A 20,679-nucleotide genomic window follows, 5' to 3' on the forward strand; every position below is an offset into this window, starting at 1 on the left:
TCCGAACCCTAGGCTCAGGTCTTGAGTATGAAGAGTCCGATCGTGCCGACGTCCGCCGCCAAACGCGCCAAAACCACCGCCAGCCGTCCGGGTCCGCGCCGCTCCGCCACCCGCAGCGAAGAATTGCGCCTCGTCCTCGCCGACGAGATCGTGCAGGGCCGCCTGACCCCCGGCACCCCGCTGGAAGAGGTGGAGATCGCCACCCGCTTCGGCGTTTCCCGCACCCCCGTGCGCGAGGCGATCCGCGAACTCGCCGCCTCGGGCCTCGTCGAGGCGCGGCCGCATCGCAGCGCCCTCGTCGCCCTGCCCTCGATCGAGCGCCTGCGCGGCATGTTCGAGGTGATGGGCGAGTTGGAAGCGATCTGCGCCGGCCTCGCCGCCGTGAACATGACGACCGCCGAGCGGCAGGCCCTCGTCTCCGTCCACGAGGGGCTGGCCGAGCTGGTGCGCAAGGGCGATCCCCAGCGTTACCACGAGCTGAACGAGCATTTTCACAGCGCGATCTATCACGGCAGCCACAACGACTATCTGACCGAGATCACGCTGGCGACACGGGCGCGCCTGTCGCCGTTCCGCCGCGCCCAGTTCCGTACCCTCGGCCGCCTGCCCCTGTCCCATGCCGAGCACGATCACGTGGTGACCGCGATCCTGCGCGGCGACAAGGCCGGGGCAGAGGCCGCGATGCGCGGCCATATCACCCTGGTCGAAGAGACTTACGAGCGTTACAGCGGCGTCCGCTGAGGGCGCCGCGCCTCCCCTTAACCGGCCGCGCCCATGCGCTCGACCGCGCTCGGCGCCGTCACTTCGGCGACCCGGCGCACCGCATCGAAATAGGACGGGAACGTGGGCCGGTCCACATAGCGGCCAGCGCCCCGCACCGTGCGGATGTCGCCATCCTTCCAGACCACCTGGCCGTTCGCGATGGTGACCGTGTTGATGCCGCGCACCGTCATGCCCTCGAAGATGTTGAAGTCGATCTTCTGGTGGTGGGTGTCCTTCGAGATCGTCCGCTCCCGCGACGGATCCCAGATCACGATGTCGGCGTCGGAGCCGGGCGCGATCACGCCCTTGCGCGGATAGATGTTGAAGATCTTGGCCGCGTTGGCCGAGGTGATGGCGACGAATTCCGATGGCGTCAGGCGGCCGGTGTTCACGCCGTGATGCCACAGCACATGCATCCGGTCCTCGACCCCGCCGGTGCCGTTCGGGATACGGGTGAAATTATTGTGGCCCATGCGCTTCTGCGGCGTGCAGAAGCAGCAATGATCGGTCGCCGTCGTCTGCAACATGCCCGATTGCAGGCCCCGCCACAGCGCCGCCTGATGCTCCTTCGGGCGGAACGGCGGGCTCATCACGTGATGCGCGGCATAATCCCAGTCGGTGCTGCGATAGACCGCGTCGTCGACCAGGAGATGGCCCGCCAGCACCTCACCGAACACCCGCTGTCCGTCGTTGCGGGCGCGCGTGATCGCCTGCAGGCTCTCGATGCAGGAATTATGGACGATGTAGAGCGGCACGTTCAGCACCTGGGCGATGCGGATCGCCCGGTCCGCCGCCTCGCCCTCGACCGCGCTGGGGCGGGACTGGGGATGTCCCTCGGGCCCGGTGATGCCCATGGATATCAGCTTGTTCTGCAAATGGGCGACCAGTTCGCCATTCTCGGCATGGACCGTGCACAGCGCGCCCAATTCGCCGGCGCGGGTGAAGGAATTCACCAGCACCTCGTCATCGCACATGATCGCGCCCTTGTAGGCCATGAAGTGCTTGAAGCTGTTGACGCCGAAATCGCGGGTCAGCGTGCCCATGGCCTCGCGCACGCTCTCGTCCCACCAGGTGATGGCGACGTGGAAACTGTAATCGGTGGCGGCCTTCTCGGCCCAGCCGCGCCAGGTGTGATAGGCCTCGAGAATATCCTGCTGCGGGCTGGGGATCACGAAGTCGATGATCGTCGTGGTGCCGCCGACCGCGCCCGCCGTGGTGCCGGAAAAGAAATCCTCGGACGCGACGGTGCCCATGAAGGGCAACTCCATATGGGTGTGAGGGTCGATGCCGCCCGGCATGACATAGGCGCCCCCGGCGTCGATCACCTCGGTGCCTGCCGGTACGTCGAGGCCGGTGCCGACGGCGGCGACGGTGCCGCCCTCGATCAGCACATCGGCCTGCCGCGTGTAGTCGGCGTTGACGACCGTCCCGCCCTTGACCAGCAGCGTCATGATCCTGTCTCCACTTCGTCTGCCTTCGCGGCGAGAGCCGCTTTTCCGAATGATCGAACCATGGCCCTCGTCGCCCCGGCGCAGGCCGGGGCCTTGGAACGAGAGAGGCGCCCTTGCCGGTCAGAGATCCCGGCCTGCGCCGGGATGACGACAGAGGGGGGCACCGCGCCCCCTCTCCTCCAAGGAGGAGAGGGGAATGAAAAGGGAGACCGGCCCCTTTACATCTTGTCGGTAACCGCGTGGGTCCAGGCGCCGACCGGCGCCTTGGTGATCACGGGGTCGGAGCCGCCGGTCATGATGGTCTTCACCGTCCGCTCGTAATCGGCCGGGTCGAGCACGCCGGTCGAGCCTTCGGTGAGCTTGTTCACCTCTTCCATCATGGTCTTCTGGTGGCCTTCGGTCTGGGCACCGGTCGCGTCATTGTCGAGCACGATCTTCACCGCCTCGTCCGGATGGGCGCGGGCATAGTCCCAGCCCTTCATCGAGGCCTTGACGAATTTGGCCATGGTCTCGACGAACTTCGGATCGGCCAGCTTGGCTTCGAGGACATAGAGCCCGTCCTCGAGGGTGGCGACGCCCTGCTCCTCGTATTTGAAGACGACGAGGTCTTCCGGCTTCACCCCGGCCTCGATCACCTGCCAATATTCGTTGTAGGTCATCGTGGAGATGCAGTCGGCCTGCTTCTGCAACAGGGGATCGACGTTGAAGCCCTGCTTCAGCACCGTGACGCCCTTCGGGCCGCCGGTCGTCGGAATGCCCAGTTTCGACATCCACGACAGGAAGGGATATTCGTTGCCAAAGAACCAGACGCCCAGCGTCTTGCCCGGGAAATCGGCCGGCGAGGTGATGCCCGTCTCCTTGCGACAGGTCAGCATCATGCCCGAGCGCTTGTAAGGCTGGGCGATGTTGACGAGGGGCACGCCCTTCTCGCGCGAGGCGAGGGCCGAGGGCATCCAGTCGACGATCACATCGGCGCCGCCGCCCGCGATCACCTGCGGCGGGGCGATGTCCGGGCCGCCCGGGTTGATGGTGACGTCAAGCCCGGCTTCCTCGTAGAAGCCCTTTTCCTTGGCGACGTAATAACCGGCGAACTGGGCCTGGGTCACCCACTTCAGCTGAAGCGTGACCTTGTCGGCCGCCTGCGCGGCGAAAGCGCCAAGGCTGACGGCCATCAGGGCCGCACCTGCGATCAGTCTCTTCATCCCCTAAACTCCCCTGTTAACGCTGCCGCAAAGAAGGATGCCAGAAGGTCACGCGCCGCTCGGCGAGGGCGACGAGGCCGTAGAACAGCGAACCCGCCACCGCCGCCAGCACGATTTCCGCCCAGACCATGTCGAGGTTCATGCGCCCGACCTCGGTCGAGATGCGAAAGCCCATGCCGACGATGGGCGTGCCGAAGAATTCCGCCACGATGGCACCGATAAGGGCGAGGGTCGAATTGATCTTCAGCGCGTTGAAGATGAAGGGCATGGCCGCCGGCAGACGCAGGGCCAGCAGGCTCTGGCCCCAGCTCGCGGCATAGGTGCCGAGCAATTCCCGCTCCTGCCGGCCGGCGGCGGCGAGGCCGGCGACCGTGTTCACCAGCATGGGAAAGAAAGTCATGATGACGACGACCGCCGCCTTGGACGGCCAGTCGAAACCGAACCACATGACCATGATCGGCGCGACGCCGACGATGGGCAGGGCCGAGGCCAGGTTGCCGAGCGGCAGCAGCCCGCGCTGGAGGAAGGGCACCCGGTCGGCGATCAGCGCGACGATGAAGCCCGAACCGCAGCCAAGGACGTAACCCGCCAGCACCGCCTGCAGGAAGGTCTGGCGGAAATCGGCCAGCAGGATGTCGGCGGAGCCGAGGATGCGGGCCAGGATCATGGACGGCGGCGGCAGCAGCACCTGCGGCACGCCGAACCCCACGGTCACGGCCTGCCACAGGAAGACGATCCACAGGCCGAACAGCACCGGCACGGCAAGATCGGCGAGGCGCTGGCGCCGGGCATCGCCGAGCCGCGCATTGGCGAGCAGGGCAAGGCCGCGCCAGCCGAGCAGCGACAGGGCCAGAAGCGACAGGGCATAACCCGCCCCCGCCTCGCCCCCCGTATGGGCATCGAGCATGGCGATCGCGCCGAGGCCGGCGATGCCGAGGAACAGCAGGGCATGGCGCAGCCCGCTCATGACCGCGCCCCCATCAGGCGTGCCACCTGCCGCTCGATCGCGCCCATCAGCGCGACGAGCAGCGCCGCCATCAGCGCGGCGGCGACAAGGGCCGACCAGATCTGGATCGTCTGCCCATAATAGGACCCGGCGAGCAGCCGCGCGCCGAGGCCGGCCTGCGCCCCCGTCGGCAGTTCGGCGATGATGGCGCCGACGAGGCTGATCGAGATCGCGACCTTCAGCCCGGCGAAAAGGAAGGGCAGCGAAGTCGGCCAGCGCAGATAGAAGAAGGTCTGGCGCGCGCTGGCGCTATAGGTCCGCATCAGGTCGAGTTGCAGGAGGTCGGGCGCGCGCAGGCCCTTCACCATGCCGATAGCGACCGGAAAGAAGCAGAGATAGGTCGAGATGACCGATTTCGGCACCAGCCCCTTCAGCCCGATGGCGCCCAGCACGACGATGACCATGGGCGCGACCGCGAGGATGGGGATCGTCTGCGAGGCGATGATCCAGGGCATCAGGCTCTTTTCCAGGACCCGGACATGGACGATGCCGACCGCGAGCAGGATGCCGAGCAGCGCCCCCGCCGCGAAGCCGAGCAGGGTCGACGACAGGGTGACCCAGCCGTGGAACACGAGGCTGCGCTTCGAGGCGATGCCGGTCTCGACCGTGGTGCGCCAAAGCTCCGCCAGCACCTGATGGGGCGCGGGCAGCAGCGGCCGCTCCTGCGCCCAGGTGCCGGCGACGAGATCGGTGAAATTCCAGTCGGTGCCGGCCCTGGCGAAAGCGTCGATCTGAAGGTCGGCGTTCAGCCAGACCGCACCCGCGTACCACAGCGCGACAAGGGCGAGGCCGAGCACGGCGACCGGCCCGGCATGGCCGGCGAAGAGGCGCGCGATCGGTTTCGGTTTCGCCGCCGCCATCGCCTTCAATCCTCGTAGGCGTGGCCGGCGCGCAGACCCTCGCGCACCCGGTGGGCGATCTTCAGGAATTCCGGGGTCTCGCGGATGTCGAGGCCGCGACCCCGGGGGAAATCGGTCTCGATCACGTCGATGATGCGGCCCGGCCGCGGCGACATGACGACGATCTTCGACGACAGGAACACCGCCTCGGGAATCGAATGGGTGACGAAGACCACGGTCTTTTCCGTCTTGTCCCACAGGCGCAGCAATTGCTCGTTCAGATGGTCGCGCACGATCTCGTCGAGCGCGCCAAAGGGCTCGTCCATCAAAAGCAGGTCCGGCTCGAACGACAGCGCCCGGGCGATGGAAGCGCGCTGCTGCATCCCGCCCGACAGTTGCCAGGGAAATTTCCGCTCGAAACCGCCGAGATTGACCAGCTCGAGATATTTCTTCGCCCGCGCCTGCCGCTCGGCCTTTGGCATTCCCATGATCTCGAGGGGAAGCGTCACGTTCCGCTCGATATTGCGCCAGGGATAGAGCGCGGGGGCCTGGAAGACGTAACCATAGGCGCGCTGGAGCCGCGCTTCCTCGGGCGACAGGCCGTTGACGGCGATGCTGCCGCCGGTCGATTTCTCGAGGTCGGCGATCACGCGCAGCAAGGTGGTCTTGCCGCAGCCCGACGGCCCGATGAAGGAGACGAATTCGCCGCGCCGGATCGTCAGATCGACGTTGGACAGGGCGTAGACCGGCCCGTCCTTCGTCTCGAAGGTCAGGGACAGGCCCGCAATATCGACAACCTTGGCCGCCATCGCCGCTCCACCACCTGCCAGCGGCACCGTCAATTCACCTGGCCCGCTTTTTCCAGAATGGCGCGCAGCAGCACCTGCCCGCCGGCCGAGACCCATTCCGGCGTCGCATCCTCGACCTCATTGTGGGAAATGCCGTCGATGCAGGGAATGAACACCATGCCCGTGGGCGCCACCCGCGCGAGATAACAGGCGTCGTGCCCGGCGCCCGAGACCATGTCGCGGGCGGTGAAGCCATGTTCGGCCACGCCCTTGCGCACCGCGTCGATACAGGCGTCGTCGAAATGCACCGGGGCGTAATAGAAGATCTGGTCGATCTCGGCCCCGAGGCCGATCTCGTCGCAGATCTTCGCGACACCCTCGCGCATCGCCTTGTCCATCTCGGCCAGGGTCGCGTCTTCCGGGTGGCGGAAGTCGACGGTCATGAAGACCTTGCCCGGAATGACGTTCCGCGAATTGGGATAGACCTGCATCATGCCGACCGTGGCGCAGGCACGGGGCGCGAACTGGTGGCCGATGCGGTTCACGAGGTCGACGATGCGGGCGGCGCCCAGCAGGGCGTCCTTGCGCCGGGTCATCGGCGTCGGGCCGGCATGGCTCTCGACACCCGTAATGTTCAGCTCGTACCAGCGCTGGCCTTGCGCGTCGGTGACGACGCCGATGGTCTTGCCCTCGGCCTCGAGGATCGGGCCCTGTTCGATATGCGCCTCGAAATAGGCATGGACCGGGCGGCCCACCGGGGCATCGCCGGCATAGCCGATGCGGGCCAGTTCCTCGCCCATGGTCTTGCCGTCGGGATCCGCGCGGGAGAGGCCGTAGTCGAGGTCGAACACCCCGGCGAAGACGCCGGAGGCGACCATGGCCGGGGCGAAGCGCGAGCCTTCCTCGTTGGTCCAGACCGCGACCTCGACCGGGTGTTCGGTCTCGAGGCCGAGGTCGTTCAGGCTGCGCACCACCTCGAGCCCGGCAAGCACGCCGTAAACGCCGTCGAAGCGCCCGCCCGTGGGCTGGCTGTCGAGGTGGGAGCCGGTGACGACGGGGGCGAGGTCGTTGTTACGGCCCGGCCGGCGGGCGAAGATATTGCCCATGCGGTCGACGGTGATGGAGCAGCCCGCCGCCCGGCACCAGTCGACGAAGAGGTCGCGGCCCGCCTTGTCGACATCGGTCAGGGCGAGGCGACAGACGCCGCCCTTGGGGGTCGCGCCGATCTTCGCCATGTCCATCAGGCTCTGCCACAGGCGGTCGCCGTTGATCGAAAGATTGCGCTGCTCGCTCATGCCCCTGATCCCGATTCCCAAGGCCCGAACCTGACCGTTTGGTCAGATCAGTATCGGGTCCGGTCGCGGCGGCAGGCAACAGATTTCGAGCAGATTTTTCGTCGCACGGCGGGGACTGCCCATGTCTTGGGCAGTCCCCGCCGAGAAGCGTCAGGCGGGACGCATCAGGCGGCGGCCTGCCCCATGCGCACCAGCCGGCCGGGCTTCGCCCCGGTCAGCCTGTCGTTCTCGATCACGGGCACGCCGGCAACCAGGGTCGCGCGGTAGCCGACCGCGTCCTGCAGCAGGCGCTGGCCGCCCGCCGGCAGGTCTTTCACCATGTGGGGCGATTTCAGCGCCAGGCGGTCGAAGTCGATCACATTGAGGTCGGCGCGCTTGCCGACCGCGATGATGCCCCGATCGGTAAAACCGCCATGGGCGGCATTCGCCCCGGTGAGCATGTTCACCGCCTTCTCAAGGCCGAGACGCTCGCCCTTCACCCGGTCGCGCGCCCAATAGGACAGCAGGAAGGTGGTGAAGGAGGCGTCGCACACCGTGCCGACATGGGCACCGCCGTCCGACAGGCCGGCGAGGGCGAGCGGATGGCGCATCATGGTCAGGACATTGTCGAGGGAGAATTCGACGTAATTGGCGAAGGGGAAATAGAGCATCGCCCGCCCGTCTTCCGCCAGCATGGCGTCATAGATCGCCTCCAGCGGCGCGACACCCCGGCCTTGCGCCTCGGCATAGAGCGATTTCTCGAAGGGCTGTTCGTAATCCGGGCTCTCGCCCAGACGGAACAGCATGGTCGAGACGAAATCGACCGAAGCGAGGAATTTGTCGACCATCGGCGGCACCGACGAGCCGTCGGCGGCCATGCGGTCCGGCGTCTCGGCGAGGAGGCGGGCCTTGGTCGCGGGATCGCGCAGCAGCGCCACCCGCTCGTCCAGCGGCAGATGGGCGATGGCCTTGTAGGACGGATGGCCCATGAAGGGGTGGAAGGTGCACTGGAAACCGACCATGACGCCGACCGCGCGCGGCGCCGTCTGCAGGCGGATGGTAACGCCCTTCTGCTTCGCCGCCTCGGCCCGCGCCACGATGCGGCGCCACTGCCGGGGATCGAGCGGCCGCTCCATCAGGGTGATCGAGGTCGGGTGGTCGGGCGCGGTCGCGGCGTAAGTCTCGACGATGTCGAATTCCCGCTCGAACTCCTCCGGCCCCTTTTCGAGGTCGAAGTCCGAGACGGCCTGAAGCACGCCGTGGTCGAGGCCCTTCAACGCCTCGGCGATGCCGGTCAACTCCGCCACCGTCGCCTCGGATGCCGGGGTGCACAGACCGTCGGAGGTGCGATGGGTGTCGCTGCGCCCGGTGGCGAAACCGAAGGCGCCCGCCTCCATCGCCTCGCGCACCAGCCGGCGCATTTCCGCGACATCATCGGGTGTCGCCGCCTCGCCGCGCACCGCGCGCTCGCCCATGACATAAACGCGCAAGGGGTCGTGGGGCACCATCACGGCGAAGTCGATGGTGTGGGGAAAGTCGATCGCCGCCATGTAATCGGGGAAACTCTCCCAGTTCCACTTCAGCCCCTCGGCAAGGGCGACGCCCGGAATATCCTCCACCCCTTCCATCAGGCGGATCAGGCAGTCATGGTCGGCCGGGCGCACCGGCGCAAAGCCAACGCCGCAATTGCCGAGGATGGCCGTGGTCACGCCGTGATTGACCGAGGGGCGAAGGTCCGCGTCCCAGCTGACCTGGCCGTCGTAATGGGTGTGCAGGTCAACGAACCCTGGGGTGACGATGGCGCCCGAAGCGTCGATAACCCGGGCGGCGGTGCCGGGGCAGACCCCGACGGCGACGATGACGCCGTCCTTCACCGCGACATCGCCCGGAAAAGCCGGCGCGCCCGTGCCGTCGACGATGGTGCCGCCCGCGATTTTCAGATCGTAGTCCATGATTCCTCCTGCCCGCTTCTGTCGGCGGTAGCGATGATCATGACATCTAATCGCATTCGAGACTTGGGTCATTGACTGCAGCCGCCGGGAAATTGACTTTTCGCGCCAAGGCGCGACACTGGCGGCCATGATCGGCAGCGGCGTTCTCTCCGCCTATGTGGCGACCCTGATCGAGACGGCGGCGGCCTTCATCCCCGGCGGCGGCGAGGCGCTGGCGGCGGCGGCGGGGATCGAGCCCGCCCTGCTGACCCGGCCCGATGCCGTGCTGCCGCTGTCCGCCGTCGACCGCCTGTGGCAGGCGGCGGCGCAGGCGACCGGCGATCCCGCCTTCGGCATCGCGGTCGGGCGGCGGGTGCAACCCGGCAGCTACAGCGTGCTCGGCCAGGTGATGATGACGGCGGCCGATCTCGGCGGGGCCCTTGCCGAGGCCGGGCGGCTGACCGCCCTCGTCGGGGAAGGTGGGGCGATCGAGGTCGGGCACGAGCCGGGCCGCGTCCTCATGCGCTACCGGCCCTTGCGCGCCGACTGGCCGCTGGCCGCGATGCGGATCGACGCCGCCCTCGCCGGCAGTCTTACCCTCGCGCGCTGGATCACCGGCCTTGCCGATCTCGCGCCCGAGGAAGTCCGCCTGACCCGCGCCGCGCCGCGCGATGCCGGCCCGTGGCAGGCCCTGTTCGCGGCGCCCTTGCGCTTCGGGGCGCCGGAAAATGCCCTGGTCTGGCGCCGGGCCCAGCTCTCCACCCCCGTCCGCGCGGCCAACGAAGCCCTGAACAGCCTGCTGCGCCGTCATGCCGACGATCTGGTGCGCGAGCGCCTGTCGGCGGAAGGCATGGTGGCGGCGGTGCGGCGCCTGCTGGCGGCGCGGCTGGCCGCGGGCATGTCCCTGACCGCCGAGGCGGCGGCGGCGGCCCTGAACACCAGCCTGCGCAGCCTGCAACGCGCTCTCGACGCCGCCGGCACCAGCTTCACGGCGGAGCGCGACCGCCTGCGCCAAGGCGAAGCACAGCGCCTGCTGGCCGCCGGCACCCTGACGGTCGAGGCGATCGCGCTCCGTCTTGGCTATGCCGAAGCCGCCGTCTTCGTCCGCGCCTTCCGCCGCTGGACCGGGCAAAGCCCGGCGCGCTGGCGCAAGGCCAGCGTCAGCGCATCGCCTTCATCGGCGTCATCATCCGGCGCAGAAGCCCCGGGAACAGGCCGGCGACCTTGAGGCCGAAGGCGACCTCCGCGTTGCCGGGCCAGTGGCGCCTGTCACCTTCGACCGCCTTCCACGCCAGCTCGGCGATATCTTCCGGCTTGTGCGGGATGCCGCCCATCTTGGACAGGGCCTTGCCCGCGTCCGCCCCCTGGCTGTGCACCATGTCGGTATGGACAAAGCTGGGCATGATGTCCGAGACCTTGATGCCGTAAACCTCGAATTCCTGCGCCAGCGCCTCGGTCAGGGCGCGAACCGCGAATTTCGTCGCCGAATAGACCGCGAGCCCCGGCACGCCATACAGGGCCGAGGCGGAGCAGAGCGAGACCACGGCGGAACCCGGCGTCTTTTTCAGATGGGGCAAGGCGGCGTGGAACCCGTTCACCACGCCCTTCAGGTTCACGTCGATGGTGGTCGCGTGGAAGGCCGGGGTGATCTGGTCGAAGGGCGCGAATTTGGCGACGCCCGCATTGTTGACGAGCACGTCCAGCCGTCCGCCGGCCGCCGTCACGAAATCGCCCAGCACCTTCTCGAAAGACGAAAAATCGGTGACATCCAGCGCGGCGTGGAAGCAGCGATCCGGCCCCAGCTCGCGCGCGAGGGCGGCGACACCGTCGGCGTTCAGGTCGACGAGGCCGAGGAAATAACCCTCGCGGGCGAAACGCCGCGCGATGGCGGCGCCGATGCCGCGCGCGGCACCGGTGATGAACACGGACTTGGACATGAACTCTCCCCTTATTTGTCTTTATGCCCCCCGGTGCCTCACTCGGCCCAGAGATTCAGCGGTACTTCGAACGGCTCGTTGACATAGGCGAGGCGCGGTGCCCCCATGGCGGCCGCGGCGGCGCTCAGCCGGCCGTCAAGGCCGAGCAGACGGTCGGCGATGGCGACGATGCGGCGGTTGGGCGAGGCGACCGCGGATTGCGCCCGGATCGCCTGCGCCGCCTCCAGCTCCCGCCCCGGATTATGCAGGGCAAGGGTGATCAGGGCGCTGGCGCTGGAGCGGGAAATACCGGCCCAGCAATGGATCAGGATCGGCGCGCTGGCGTCCCAGCCGCGCAGGAAGTCGATCAGGCCCTGAATATGGGCTTCTTCCGGGATGGTCATGCCGTCGACCGGTTCGGCATAATCATGGACGCCGACCCGGTGGTGGCGCTCGGGCGCGATGCCGTCCGGCGTTTCGGGCCAGTCGCCGGGATCGAGCAGGGTGACGACATGGCTGGGCCGGACACGGCGCGCGACCCGGGTCAATTCGGCCAGGGGGCAGACGTGAACGACAGGCATTTTCGCATTCCTCCTGCGGATACCGGGCGCGATTGCGCTTGGCGGCCCGACGGCCGCACTCTAAAGTGAGCCTTGCTCACGAACAAGCGCCGCCTGACGGTGCGAGGATAAGGTTCCGGGAGGGACGGATGGAAGAGGTCTTGCCGCTGATTCTGGCGGGTTTCGCGGCTGCCGGTCTGATGGGCGCCATCTATCTCGCCTCGCGCGGGGCGACCGCGCCCGCGCTCGACGAAGCCCTCGCCCGCCGGCGCCTCGGCGAGGACTGGCAGGATTTCGAGGCGGAGGACGTCTGGGTCGCCGCCGACCGCCGCGCGGCGCTGGCGACCGACCGGCGCAGTGCCCGTCTCGGCCTCGTCTTCGCCTTCGGCGACAAGCTGCCCAGCCGCCTGCTCGGCCCTGGCGACATCACGCGCTGCAGCCTCGAAGCGGGCCGTCTGGCCATCGAGACCAAGGATTTTGGCCGCCATCATTTCGAGCTGGCCTCGACCGGCGATGCCGACACCCGTCCCTGGGCGGAGCGGCTGGGCCGCCTCGCCAAGGCTTGAGGAAGGGGCCATCGTCATGGAAATGCTGGCCCTTCTGCACTATGCCATTCCCGGCTTCGTCGTCCTCGTCCTCGCCGAATTGTTCTGGATGAAGCGGCGCGGCGGCGTTTCCTACGAATGGCGCGACAGCGTCGCCTCTCTCACCATGGGCCTCGGCAATCTGGTCGACGGGGCGCTGATCGCGCTTCTGCTCTATGGCTTGTTCGCCTGGCTCTACCAGTACCGGCTGATCGACTGGGACGCGCGCATCTGGTGGGCGCTGCCCCTTGTGATCGTCATCCAGGACTTCTGCTTCTACTGGAGCCACCGGCTGAGCCACGAATGGCGCCTGTGGTGGGCGGCCCATGTCACGCACCACTCCTCGCAGCACTACAATCTGTCGACCGCGCTGCGCCAGCCCTGGACCGGGCTCATCGCCGGCTCCTGGGCGCCCTATGCCCTGATGCCGCTGCTCGGCATTCCGGTCGAGGCGATCGCGACCGCCCATGGCCTGTCCCTCGCCTATCAGTTCTGGATCCATACCGAGGCCATCGGCAAGATGCCGGCCTGGTTCGAGGCGGTGTTCAACACGCCGTCGCACCACCGGGTGCATCACGCGACCAATCCCCGCTATCTCGACCGCAATTACGCCGGCACGCTGATCGTCTGGGACCGGCTGTTCGGCACCTTCCAGGCCGAGGTCGAGGCGGACCCGCCACGCTACGGCATCGTGAAGAACCTCGGCAGCTTCAACCCGCTGGTGATCGGCTTCCACGAATGGGTCGGCATCGCGCGCGACCTGCGCGCGGCCACCACCTGGCGCGGCCGCTTCATGGCGCTGTTCGGCCCGCCCGGCTGGCGCGAGGATGGCGAGGGTTCCACGTCCGAGACCATTCGCGCCGCCTGGGCGCGGCGCCGCCCGCAAGCCGCCGAATAGGCCCTCAGGCCCGGGTGGCGCGGCGCGCCGCCTCGATCCCGGCGAAGGCGAAAGGCGCGAACAGCAGGAAAATCCACGGCCCGGCGGCGAGTGCCGTCGCCGGGTTGGGATCGGTGCCAAGGCCCCCGGCGTTCGCGATGATGCCCGCCCCGGCGGCGCCCAGGGCATAGCCGAGCAGCTGGATCGTGGGCACGGCCGCCGCCGCCAGCGTCTTCTCCTCATCCCCGACGGCATGGACGATGCGCCGGGTGACGAAGCTCCAGCAGAAGCCGGCGCCACCGCCCTGCAGGGCGGCGAAGACCAGTGTCGACCACAGGCCGCCGTAAGGCACGGCCCAACCGAGGCCGATCATGCCCAGCGTGATGATGCTGGCGCCGCCCAGGATCAGGCGCCGTTCCCACGCCGGACCGGCGCCTGAGACCGAGACCGAGGTGATGGTCCAGGCAATGGATTCGGCGGCGATGACATAGCCGACGACCAGCGGCCCGGTGCCGTGAATCTGCTCCATCAGGATGGGGCCATAGGTCGTGAAGGGCATGGTCGCGATGGAAAGCCCGAGGATCATCAGATAACCGGCCCCGGCGACCGAGCCCCGGCCGAAGGCGCCGCGCGGCAGGATCGGGCGCTTCTGGCGCCGGTCGATCCCCGCCGCCACGGCGAGCACGGCAATGCCGCCCAGACCGGCGATCAGCGCGGGCACGATGGCGAGCAGAATGCCCGCGACCGCGATGCCGAGCACGCCGAGGGCGACGAGCCCGAGCCGGCCCCAAGGCACCGCCGGCTGCGCGCCTTGCTCGGGCGCGGTCTTCGGCAGGAAGACGAGGAAGAGAAGGAGGAGAAGCCCGGCCTGCCCGGCGAAGGCCCAGAAGGCGCCGCGCCACAGGCCCGCCTCGGCGAAGAGCCCGCCGATCAGCGGCCCGCACAGCGAGGCGCCGCCCCAGATGCCCGAGATGCAGGCATAAAGCCGCGGCCACATCGGCGCCGGAAACAGCGCGGTCAGGGCGACATAGGCAAGGGCGACCATGGCGCCGCCGCCGAAGCCCTGCATCGCCCGGCCGACCAGCATCACCGCCATGTCCGGGGCAAGCGCGCTGACCGCGCAGCCAAGGCCATAGACGATCGCCCCGCCGCAGATCGCCGCCTTCATGCCGAGGCGCCGCGCGGCAAGGCCCGCGGCGGAACCCGCGACGATCGACGCGAGGACATAGAGCGCCATGGTCCAGGCGATGAATTCAGCGCCGCCGATGTCGACCACCAGCACCGGAATCACCGTCGCGGTCAGCATCGCATCGGCGGCGTGCAACCAGATGCCGAAACATAGCAGCAGGAAGGCGGGAAAATGCCGGTCGGCCAACACCGCGCCCCAGCCGCCCTCGTCCCGTTTCGCCGTTGCTTCAGACATCACGCCCGCCCAAAAGATGACAATTAATCACAAATTTCCATGACCGCCGCGTGGCGGGTCGTTACTATGCCCGCAATAAGGGGAGGAACAACCGGCATGACCCTGCCTGATCCGGTCTTCTATGCCATACCGCTGTTCGGCCTGCTGATCGCGGCCGAATTGTTCTGGATGAAACGCAAGGGCGGCGTCGCCTATGAGTACAAGGATGCGGCCGCGTCCCTAAGCATGGGCTTCGGCAGCCTGATTCCGGGTCTGCTCAAGGGGGTCGCGCTTTATGCCGCCTTCGAATGGGTGCACGGCTTTGCCCTGTTCGACATCGGCTATCAGTGGTGGGCCTTCGTCGCGGTCTTCTTCGCCGAGGACTTCTGCTACTACTGGTTCCACCGCCTGAGCCACGAGCATCGCATCTGGTGGGCGGCCCATATCAACCACCATTCGTCGCAGCACTACAATCTGTCGACCGCGCTGCGCCAGACCTGGACCGGCCAGATCGCCCTGACCTGGCTGTGCTGGCTGCCGCTGTCGCTGCTCGGCTTTCCGACCGAACTGATCTTCTTCCAGATGGGCGTCAGCCTCGTCTATCAGTTCTGGATCCATACCGAGGCGGTGCGCCGCCTGCCCCGCTGGTTCGAGGCGGTGTTCAACACGCCGTCGCACCACCGGGTGCATCACGCGACCAACCCGAAATATCTCGACGCCAATTACGCCGGCATCCTGATCGTCTGGGACCATCTGTTCGGCAGTTTCGTGCCCGAGGACGATGCCGAGCCCTGCCGCTATGGCATCGTGAAGAATATCGGCACCTTCAACCCGCTGATCATCGCCTTTCACGAATGGGTGGCGATCGGCCGCGACCTCGCCCGGGCGAAGAGCTGGCGCGGCCGGCTGATGACCCTGTTCGGCCCGCCCGGCTGGCGCGAAGATGGCCAGGGCTCGACCTCGGCCGATATCAAGCGGCTATGGCGGAGCAAGCGCGCGGCGCCGGCGGAATAGGGCGCCCTTCCCTTCTGTCACAAAGCCCCGGCCTTCGCCGGGGCGCCGATGTCACAAAACCCCGGCCTTCGCCGGGGCGCCGACTGGGATCTCGGGCAGACGGCCCCTCAGGGCAGCGATTTGTGGAACTGGATCATGCCGCCGATGGCGTCGGCGGCATCGGGGCGCAGCAGGATCGGCGTGCCATCCTCGCCCGTGCCGAAGGACAGGCGCAGGCCTTCGTCCTTCGCGGCCTGGGGCGCCGGTTCGGCCAGAGGGCCAAGCGACCATTCGCGGGGTGGGCGAATGGCACTCTGCCGGCCGGGCGGCGGTTGAACGTCAAGGCCCGCCGAGCGCGACGATTCGAGCACCGGCGCGATATCGACCGTGGTCTCGTCGCGCAATTCACCGGCGCGGGCGCCGGCCGCCAGGACCGGCAACACCAGGACAGCAAGGATGATCCGCCGGTGCACAACCATGGCGTCATGCAAGCACCGGGTTTCAGCCAAATCCAGTGTAAGAGACACCGTTTTGGCGACACTGCCGGACTCTATTGTCGCAGGGGCGTGGACGGGTCCTGCTGCCGCGACAGATAACGCTCGCCGCCATCGACGGCGATGACCTGCCCCGTCACCTGCGGCGCGCGGGCGAGGAAGGCGACCGCCTCCGCGATATCGCGCGGACCGAGACCGGGGCCAAGGGGCAGTTTGCCCTGCTCGGCACGGAACCGCGCCTCGTCCTGAAACGGGCTGATCAGGGTCAGGCCGGGGGCGACGCCGTTCACCCGGATGCGCGGCGCGAAATAGCGGGCCGCGAGATCGGTGATCGTGGCCAGCGCCGCCTTGCCCAGGGTGTAGGACAGGAAATCGGGATGCGGCCAGGCCAGTTTGGCGTCGAGCACATTGACGACCGCGCCCCTGCCGATGGCGCGGTCGAGGGCCTGGATCAGCAACAGCGGCGCGAGGGCGTTCACCGCCATGTGCCGGTTGAAACTGCCCGAATCGAGACTGCGAAAATCGTCCGGCTCGAATCGCGAGGCATTGTTGACGATAAGGCCGATGTCCGGTCGCCGGGCGAACAGCGCATCCGCCGCCGCCGGCAACCCTTCGCCGTCATCGAGATCGAGGGCGACGAGTTCCGCCCGCCCGGCAAGTTCCGGCGGGACCGTCGCGGTCGCGGGATCGCGGGTCTGCAGCACCAGATCGTAACCATCCTCGGCCAACCGGACAGCGATGGCCGCGCCGATGCGCTTGGTTCCGCCCGTGATCAGTGCCGCAACACCCATGGTATCGAGTCCCTCCTCTTTCCCCCATCTCTACATGCCCGGCGCCGTCGCGGCACAGTGTTTCTATCGCGCGCGAATTCCGATACTATCCCGCGCGCCGGCCCGGCCGGTCTCTAGTTTTCCCCGGGGGGATGTCCGAAATGTCCAATGAACTGACCATCAAGCGCGGCACCAAGACCGATCCGGCCGACGTCGCCAGCATCGACAAGAGCAAGCTCGGCATCCTGCTGGCCAAGCCGCCGCAGACCGAAACCGAAGGTCAGGCCGCCTACAGCGGCTATACCCAGTGCCCCTGGTGCGGCCATGTCGGCTGGACCGTCGGTCTCGACACCAACTATTACGTCGATATCGTCTGCGGTGCCTGCGGCGGTTACTTCCGCGCCTGATCGGCCCGGAACAATCCCGAATTTCGGGGCGGGTGCCAGTCGGCGCCCGCCCTTTTTCGTGGCAAGGTGAAGCTGCGAAATGTCCCGACGGAGAAAAGGATCATGGTGAGGAAGCTCTGGCTCGTCGTTCTGTTCGGTCTGGTCGGCCTGACCGCCGCCTGCAACACGATCGAAGGGGCCGGCCGCGACATCCGCAACACGGGCGACGCCATTTCGGACGGCGCCCGCGACGTGAAGAACAAGCTCTGACATAAAGAAGGGGCGCCACCGCGGGCGCCCCTTCCCGTCATTCCGCCGGCTGCGGCGCCGGGGTCGCCGCCTTGCGATAGAACAGGCGGCGGATCATGACGAAGAACACCGGCACGAAGAAGATGCCGAGCACGGTCGCCGCGATCATGCCGCCCATCACGCCGGTGCCGATGGCGTTCTGCCCGCCCGAACCCGCGCCATTGGCCAGCACCAGCGGCGAGACGCCGAGGATGAAGGCGAGCGAGGTCATCAGGATCGGGCGCAGGCGCAGGCGCACGGCTTCCAGCGTCGCCGCGATCAGGTCCATGCCCTTCTCCTGCTGCTCCTTGGCGAATTCGACGATCAGAATCGCGTTCTTCGCCGACAGCCCGACCGTGGTCAGCAGCCCGACCTGGAAGAAGATGTCGTTGGAGAGGCCGCGCAGGCTGGCGGCGAGCACGGCGCCGATGACGCCAAGCGGCACGACGAGAATGACCGAGAAGGGAATCGACCAGCTCTCGTAAAGCGCGGCGAGGCAGAGGAAGACGACGAGGATCGAGATGGCATAGAGCATCGGCGCCTGATCGCCCGAAGCCCGTTCCTGATCCGAAAGGCCTGTCCATTCATAGCCGACACCGGGCGGCAGCTTGGCGATCAGCTCTTCCATCGCCAGCATGGCGTCACCCGACGACAGGCCCGGCGCGGCCGAGCCCTGGATCGAGAACGAGGGCTGGCCGTTGTAGCGCTCCAGCCGGGCCGGACCGAAGTCCCATCGCGCGGAGGCGAAGGCCGAGAAGGGCACCATCTCGCCCTTGTCGTTGCGGACATGCCAGCGGTTCAGGTCTTCCGGCGTCATGCGGTAGGGCGCGTCGGACTGGACATAGACCTTCTTGATGCGGCCCCGGTCGACGAAATCATTGACATAGGCGCCGCCCCAGGCGGTCGACAGGGTGGCGTTGATGTCGGCGATGGAGAGGCCAAGGCTGCCCGCCCGCACGACGTCGATGTCGATGCGGTACTGCGGCTCGTCCTCCTGGCCGTTGGGGCGCACGCCCATCAGGCGGGGGTCCTGCCCCGCCATGCCCAGCAGCATGTTGCGCGCCATCAGCAGACGGTCGTGGCCGATACCGCCAAGATCCTTCAGCTGCAGGTCAAAGCCCGAGGCATTGCCGAGTTCGATCACCGCGGGCGGCGCGAAGGCGAAGACCATGGCGTCCTTGATCGCCATGAAGGTGCCCATGGCCCGGCCGGCCACCGCCTGCACCGCGAGGTCCGGGCGCTGGCGCACGGCCCAGTCCTTCAGGCCGACGAAGGCAAGGGCGACGTTCTGGCCGTTGCCGCCGAAGGAGAAGCCCTGGACGGTGAAGATGGAATTCACCGCCTCGCCCTGATCGCCGAGGAAGTGCTGCTCCATCTGCTTCACCACCTCCATCGTCCGTTCTTGCGTCGCGCCGACGGGCAGCTGGGCCTGGCCGAACAGGATCGCCTGATCCTCGTCCGGCAGGAACGAGGTGGGCAGCCGGACGAACAGGAAACCGAGGCCGACCACGATGGCGAGATAGACGACGAAGACTGCCGGTATCCGCTTCAGGAGGCCGCCCACGCTGCGCTCGTAGCCCCGGCTGGCGGCATCGAAGCCACGATTGAACCAGCCGAACAGACCGCCGTGGCGGTGTCCTTCGCCCTTGTGCACGGGCTTGAGGATGGTGGCGCAAAGCGCGGGCGTCAGCACCAGCGCGACCAGCACCGACAGCACCATGGCCGAAACGATGGTGACCGAGAACTGGCGGTAGATGACGCCGGCCGAGCCCGAGAAGAAGGCCATCGGCACGAACACGGCGGAAAGAACAAGGGCGATACCGACGAGGGCGCCCGTGATCTGCCCCATCGACTTGCGCGTGGCCTCGCGCGGGGACAGGCCCTCCTCGCTCATCACGCGCTCGACATTCTCGACGACGACGATGGCGTCGTCGACCAGCAGGCCGATGGCGAGCACCATGGCGAACATGGTCAGCACGTTGATGGAATAGCCAAGCGCGAACAGGACGCCGAAGGTGCCGAGCAGTACGACCGGCACGGCGATGGTCGGGATCAGTGTCGCCCGGAAATTCTGCAGGAAGACATACATGACGACGAAGACGAGGATGATCGCCTCGATCAGCGTCTTCACCACTTCCTCGATCGAGATCTTCACGAAGGGCGTGGTGTCATAGGGGTAGACGGCATGGACGCCCGGCGGGAAGAAGGCTGAAAGCTCGGTCATCTTGGCCCGCACCGCTTCCGCGGTGGACAGGGCATTGGCCCCGGCCGCCAGCTTCAGGCCGATGCCCGCCGCCGGCACGCCGTTGTAGCGCGCGATGACGTCATAGCTTTCGGACCCGACCTCCACCCGGGCGACATCGCCGAGGGTGACGCGGGCGCCCGTGCTGGCACCTTTCAGCAGGATGGCGGCGAACTGCTCGGGCGAGGTCAGCAGCGACTGGGCGACGATGGTCGCGTTCAATTCCTGCCCAGGAACCGGCGGCGTACCGCCCAGCTGGCCGGCCGAGACCTGCACGTTCTGCGCCTGCAGGGCGGCGGTGACGTCGCTCGCGGTCAGGCCGAAGGCGTTCAGGCGCGCGGGGTCGAGCCAGATGCGCAGGGCATACTGGCTGCCGAAGACCTGGATGTCGCCGACGCCATCGACCCGGCTCAGGGGATCGACCAGCTGGGCGCCGATATAGTCGGCGAGGTCGGTCTGGGTCTGGCCGCTGTCACCGGCGACGAGACCGATGACCATCAGGAAATTGTCGGTCGCCTTGGCGACGACGACGCCCTGCTGCTGCACCGACTGCGGCAGGCTGGGGGTGGCGAGGGCCAGCTTGTTCTGGACCTGCACCTGGGCGATGTCGGGATCGGTGCCCGAATTGAAGGTCAGGGTGATCACCGACAGACCCGACGACGACGAGGTCGAGGCCATGTAGCGCAGGTGATCAATGCCCTTCATCTTCTGTTCGATGACCTGGGTCACCGAATCCTCCAGCGCCTTCGCCGAGGCGCCGGGATAGGTCGAGGTGATGGAAATGGTGGTCGGCGCGATCGCGGGATATTGCGCGATCGGCAGGCCGAAGATGGCGAGGCCGCCCGCCAGCATGATCACGATCGCGATCACCCAGGCGAAGATCGGCCGGTCGATGAAGAAATTGGCCATGACGC

General features: G+C 67.6%; 20 protein-coding genes. 7 read left to right on the top strand and 13 right to left on the bottom strand.

What is annotated here, in order from left to right:
• Nucleotides 1-42: 42 nt before the first annotated feature.
• Entirely contained in the window at nt 43-741 is a 699-nt protein-coding gene (locus DKG74_RS17515; RefSeq protein WP_243404158.1) for a GntR family transcriptional regulator, read from the top strand.
• A 17-nt stretch (nt 742-758) separates the two neighbouring features.
• Here DKG74_RS17515 and hydA read toward each other — a convergent pair whose 3' ends face one another.
• From hydA to DKG74_RS17550, 7 genes are all read right to left on the bottom strand, one after another.
• Complete coding sequence (gene hydA / locus DKG74_RS17520) at nt 759-2,213, bottom strand: dihydropyrimidinase (RefSeq protein WP_109907479.1); 1,455 nt, start codon at nt 2,211-2,213, stop codon at nt 759-761.
• A 218-nt stretch (nt 2,214-2,431) separates the two neighbouring features.
• A complete protein-coding gene (locus DKG74_RS17525) occupies nt 2,432-3,415 on the bottom strand; it encodes an ABC transporter substrate-binding protein (RefSeq protein WP_109907480.1) in 984 nt (327 codons plus the stop codon).
• 16 nt (nt 3,416-3,431) lie between these two features.
• Nucleotides 3,432-4,382 (bottom strand): ABC transporter permease, encoded by a 951-nt coding sequence (locus tag DKG74_RS17530; protein WP_109907481.1) that lies wholly within the window; start codon nt 4,380-4,382, stop codon nt 3,432-3,434.
• Complete coding sequence (locus tag DKG74_RS17535) at nt 4,379-5,281, bottom strand: ABC transporter permease (protein WP_109907482.1); 903 nt, start codon at nt 5,279-5,281, stop codon at nt 4,379-4,381. Before DKG74_RS17535 ends, DKG74_RS17530 begins: the two co-directional genes overlap by 4 nt.
• A gap of 5 nt (nt 5,282-5,286) precedes the next feature.
• Nucleotides 5,287-6,069, bottom strand: coding sequence for an ABC transporter ATP-binding protein (locus tag DKG74_RS17540; protein ID WP_109907483.1), 783 nt, complete (start codon nt 6,067-6,069; stop codon nt 5,287-5,289).
• A 29-nt stretch (nt 6,070-6,098) separates the two neighbouring features.
• Nucleotides 6,099-7,343: a Zn-dependent hydrolase gene (locus DKG74_RS17545; protein WP_109907484.1), complete on the bottom strand. Its 1,245-nt coding sequence runs from the start codon at nt 7,341-7,343 to the stop codon at nt 6,099-6,101.
• A 164-nt stretch (nt 7,344-7,507) separates the two neighbouring features.
• Entirely contained in the window at nt 7,508-9,274 is a 1,767-nt protein-coding gene (locus DKG74_RS17550; protein ID WP_109907485.1) for an N-acyl-D-amino-acid deacylase family protein, read from the bottom strand.
• Nucleotides 9,275-9,401: 127 nt separating this feature from the next.
• Between DKG74_RS17550 and DKG74_RS17555 the strand changes: the two genes are divergently transcribed.
• Nucleotides 9,402-10,481, top strand: coding sequence for an AraC family transcriptional regulator (locus DKG74_RS17555; protein WP_109907486.1), 1,080 nt, complete (start codon nt 9,402-9,404; stop codon nt 10,479-10,481).
• Here the strand turns inward: DKG74_RS17555 and DKG74_RS17560 are convergent.
• Nucleotides 10,414-11,190: an SDR family oxidoreductase gene (locus tag DKG74_RS17560; RefSeq protein WP_109907487.1), complete on the bottom strand. Its 777-nt coding sequence runs from the start codon at nt 11,188-11,190 to the stop codon at nt 10,414-10,416. The genes DKG74_RS17555 and DKG74_RS17560 overlap by 68 nt on opposite strands.
• Before the next feature lie 38 nt (nt 11,191-11,228).
• The gene (locus DKG74_RS17565; protein ID WP_207779402.1) at nt 11,229-11,750 is read right to left on the bottom strand and encodes a tyrosine phosphatase family protein; all 522 of its coding nucleotides are present in this window, start codon (nt 11,748-11,750) and stop codon (nt 11,229-11,231) included.
• Between the two features lie 128 nt (nt 11,751-11,878).
• On the opposite strand from DKG74_RS17565, the gene DKG74_RS17570 reads away from it, so the two are divergent.
• Together DKG74_RS17570 and DKG74_RS17575 are read left to right on the top strand one after the other, a co-directional pair.
• Complete coding sequence (locus DKG74_RS17570) at nt 11,879-12,295, top strand: hypothetical protein (RefSeq protein WP_109907488.1); 417 nt, start codon at nt 11,879-11,881, stop codon at nt 12,293-12,295.
• A 16-nt stretch (nt 12,296-12,311) separates the two neighbouring features.
• Nucleotides 12,312-13,211 carry a sterol desaturase family protein gene (locus tag DKG74_RS17575; RefSeq protein WP_109907489.1) on the top strand — a complete coding sequence of 300 codons (900 nt, stop codon included), beginning with the start codon at nt 12,312-12,314 and terminating at the stop codon, nt 13,209-13,211.
• Nucleotides 13,212-13,215: 4 nt separating this feature from the next.
• Here the strand turns inward: DKG74_RS17575 and DKG74_RS17580 are convergent, their stop codons facing one another.
• Nucleotides 13,216-14,613 (bottom strand): MFS transporter, encoded by a 1,398-nt coding sequence (locus tag DKG74_RS17580; protein WP_109907490.1) that lies wholly within the window; start codon nt 14,611-14,613, stop codon nt 13,216-13,218.
• 96 nt (nt 14,614-14,709) lie between these two features.
• Here DKG74_RS17580 and DKG74_RS17585 point away from each other — a divergent pair, with 96 nt between their 5' ends.
• Nucleotides 14,710-15,606: a sterol desaturase family protein gene (locus DKG74_RS17585; RefSeq protein ID WP_109907491.1), complete on the top strand. Its 897-nt coding sequence runs from the start codon at nt 14,710-14,712 to the stop codon at nt 15,604-15,606.
• A 107-nt stretch (nt 15,607-15,713) separates the two neighbouring features.
• Here the strand turns inward: DKG74_RS17585 and DKG74_RS17590 are convergent, their stop codons facing one another.
• Nucleotides 15,714-16,064, bottom strand: coding sequence for a hypothetical protein (locus DKG74_RS17590; RefSeq protein WP_109907492.1), 351 nt, complete (start codon nt 16,062-16,064; stop codon nt 15,714-15,716).
• A gap of 71 nt (nt 16,065-16,135) precedes the next feature.
• Nucleotides 16,136-16,870 carry an SDR family oxidoreductase gene (locus tag DKG74_RS17595; protein WP_109907493.1) on the bottom strand — a complete coding sequence of 245 codons (735 nt, stop codon included), beginning with the start codon at nt 16,868-16,870 and terminating at the stop codon, nt 16,136-16,138.
• A gap of 140 nt (nt 16,871-17,010) precedes the next feature.
• Here DKG74_RS17595 and DKG74_RS17600 point away from each other — a divergent pair, with 140 nt between their 5' ends.
• Nucleotides 17,011-17,256 carry a hypothetical protein gene (locus DKG74_RS17600; protein ID WP_133251616.1) on the top strand — a complete coding sequence of 82 codons (246 nt, stop codon included), beginning with the start codon at nt 17,011-17,013 and terminating at the stop codon, nt 17,254-17,256.
• 102 nt (nt 17,257-17,358) lie between these two features.
• A complete protein-coding gene (locus DKG74_RS17605; RefSeq protein ID WP_109907495.1) occupies nt 17,359-17,505 on the top strand; it encodes an entericidin A/B family lipoprotein in 147 nt (48 codons plus the stop codon).
• Between the two features lie 37 nt (nt 17,506-17,542).
• Here DKG74_RS17605 and DKG74_RS17610 read toward each other — a convergent pair whose 3' ends face one another.
• The gene (locus DKG74_RS17610) at nt 17,543-20,674 is read right to left on the bottom strand and encodes an efflux RND transporter permease subunit (RefSeq protein WP_109907496.1); all 3,132 of its coding nucleotides are present in this window, start codon (nt 20,672-20,674) and stop codon (nt 17,543-17,545) included.
• Nucleotides 20,675-20,679 lie beyond the last annotated feature (5 nt).

Source organism: Zavarzinia aquatilis, assembly GCF_003173035.1.
Taxonomy (GTDB): domain Bacteria; phylum Pseudomonadota; class Alphaproteobacteria; order Zavarziniales; family Zavarziniaceae; genus Zavarzinia; species Zavarzinia aquatilis.

Bases quoted from the DNA above. Each gene is read 5' to 3' on its own strand.
- DKG74_RS17605 (WP_109907495.1), top strand. From the start codon at position 17,359: ATGGTGAGGAAGCTCTGGCTCGTCGTTCTGTTCGGTCTGGTCGGCCTG.
- DKG74_RS17560 (WP_109907487.1), bottom strand. From the start codon at position 11,190: ATGTCCAAGTCCGTGTTCATCACCGGTGCCGCGCGCGGCATCGGCGCC.
- DKG74_RS17530 (WP_109907481.1), bottom strand. From the start codon at position 4,382: ATGAGCGGGCTGCGCCATGCCCTGCTGTTCCTCGGCATCGCCGGCCTC.
- hydA (WP_109907479.1), bottom strand. From the start codon at position 2,213: ATGACGCTGCTGGTCAAGGGCGGGACGGTCGTCAACGCCGACTACACG.
- DKG74_RS17540 (WP_109907483.1), bottom strand. From the start codon at position 6,069: ATGGCGGCCAAGGTTGTCGATATTGCGGGCCTGTCCCTGACCTTCGAG.
- DKG74_RS17535 (WP_109907482.1), bottom strand. From the start codon at position 5,281: ATGGCGGCGGCGAAACCGAAACCGATCGCGCGCCTCTTCGCCGGCCAT.
- DKG74_RS17595 (WP_109907493.1), bottom strand. From the start codon at position 16,870: ATGGGTGTTGCGGCACTGATCACGGGCGGAACCAAGCGCATCGGCGCG.
- DKG74_RS17600 (WP_133251616.1), top strand. From the start codon at position 17,011: ATGTCCAATGAACTGACCATCAAGCGCGGCACCAAGACCGATCCGGCC.
- DKG74_RS17580 (WP_109907490.1), bottom strand. From the start codon at position 14,613: ATGTCTGAAGCAACGGCGAAACGGGACGAGGGCGGCTGGGGCGCGGTG.
- DKG74_RS17590 (WP_109907492.1), bottom strand. From the start codon at position 16,064: ATGGTTGTGCACCGGCGGATCATCCTTGCTGTCCTGGTGTTGCCGGTC.
- DKG74_RS17585 (WP_109907491.1), top strand. From the start codon at position 14,710: ATGACCCTGCCTGATCCGGTCTTCTATGCCATACCGCTGTTCGGCCTG.
- DKG74_RS17525 (WP_109907480.1), bottom strand. From the start codon at position 3,415: ATGAAGAGACTGATCGCAGGTGCGGCCCTGATGGCCGTCAGCCTTGGC.
- DKG74_RS17550 (WP_109907485.1), bottom strand. From the start codon at position 9,274: ATGGACTACGATCTGAAAATCGCGGGCGGCACCATCGTCGACGGCACG.
- DKG74_RS17555 (WP_109907486.1), top strand. From the start codon at position 9,402: ATGATCGGCAGCGGCGTTCTCTCCGCCTATGTGGCGACCCTGATCGAG.
- DKG74_RS17545 (WP_109907484.1), bottom strand. From the start codon at position 7,343: ATGAGCGAGCAGCGCAATCTTTCGATCAACGGCGACCGCCTGTGGCAG.
- DKG74_RS17570 (WP_109907488.1), top strand. From the start codon at position 11,879: ATGGAAGAGGTCTTGCCGCTGATTCTGGCGGGTTTCGCGGCTGCCGGT.
- DKG74_RS17565 (WP_207779402.1), bottom strand. From the start codon at position 11,750: ATGCCTGTCGTTCACGTCTGCCCCCTGGCCGAATTGACCCGGGTCGCG.
- DKG74_RS17610 (WP_109907496.1), bottom strand. From the start codon at position 20,674: ATGGCCAATTTCTTCATCGACCGGCCGATCTTCGCCTGGGTGATCGCG.
- DKG74_RS17575 (WP_109907489.1), top strand. From the start codon at position 12,312: ATGGAAATGCTGGCCCTTCTGCACTATGCCATTCCCGGCTTCGTCGTC.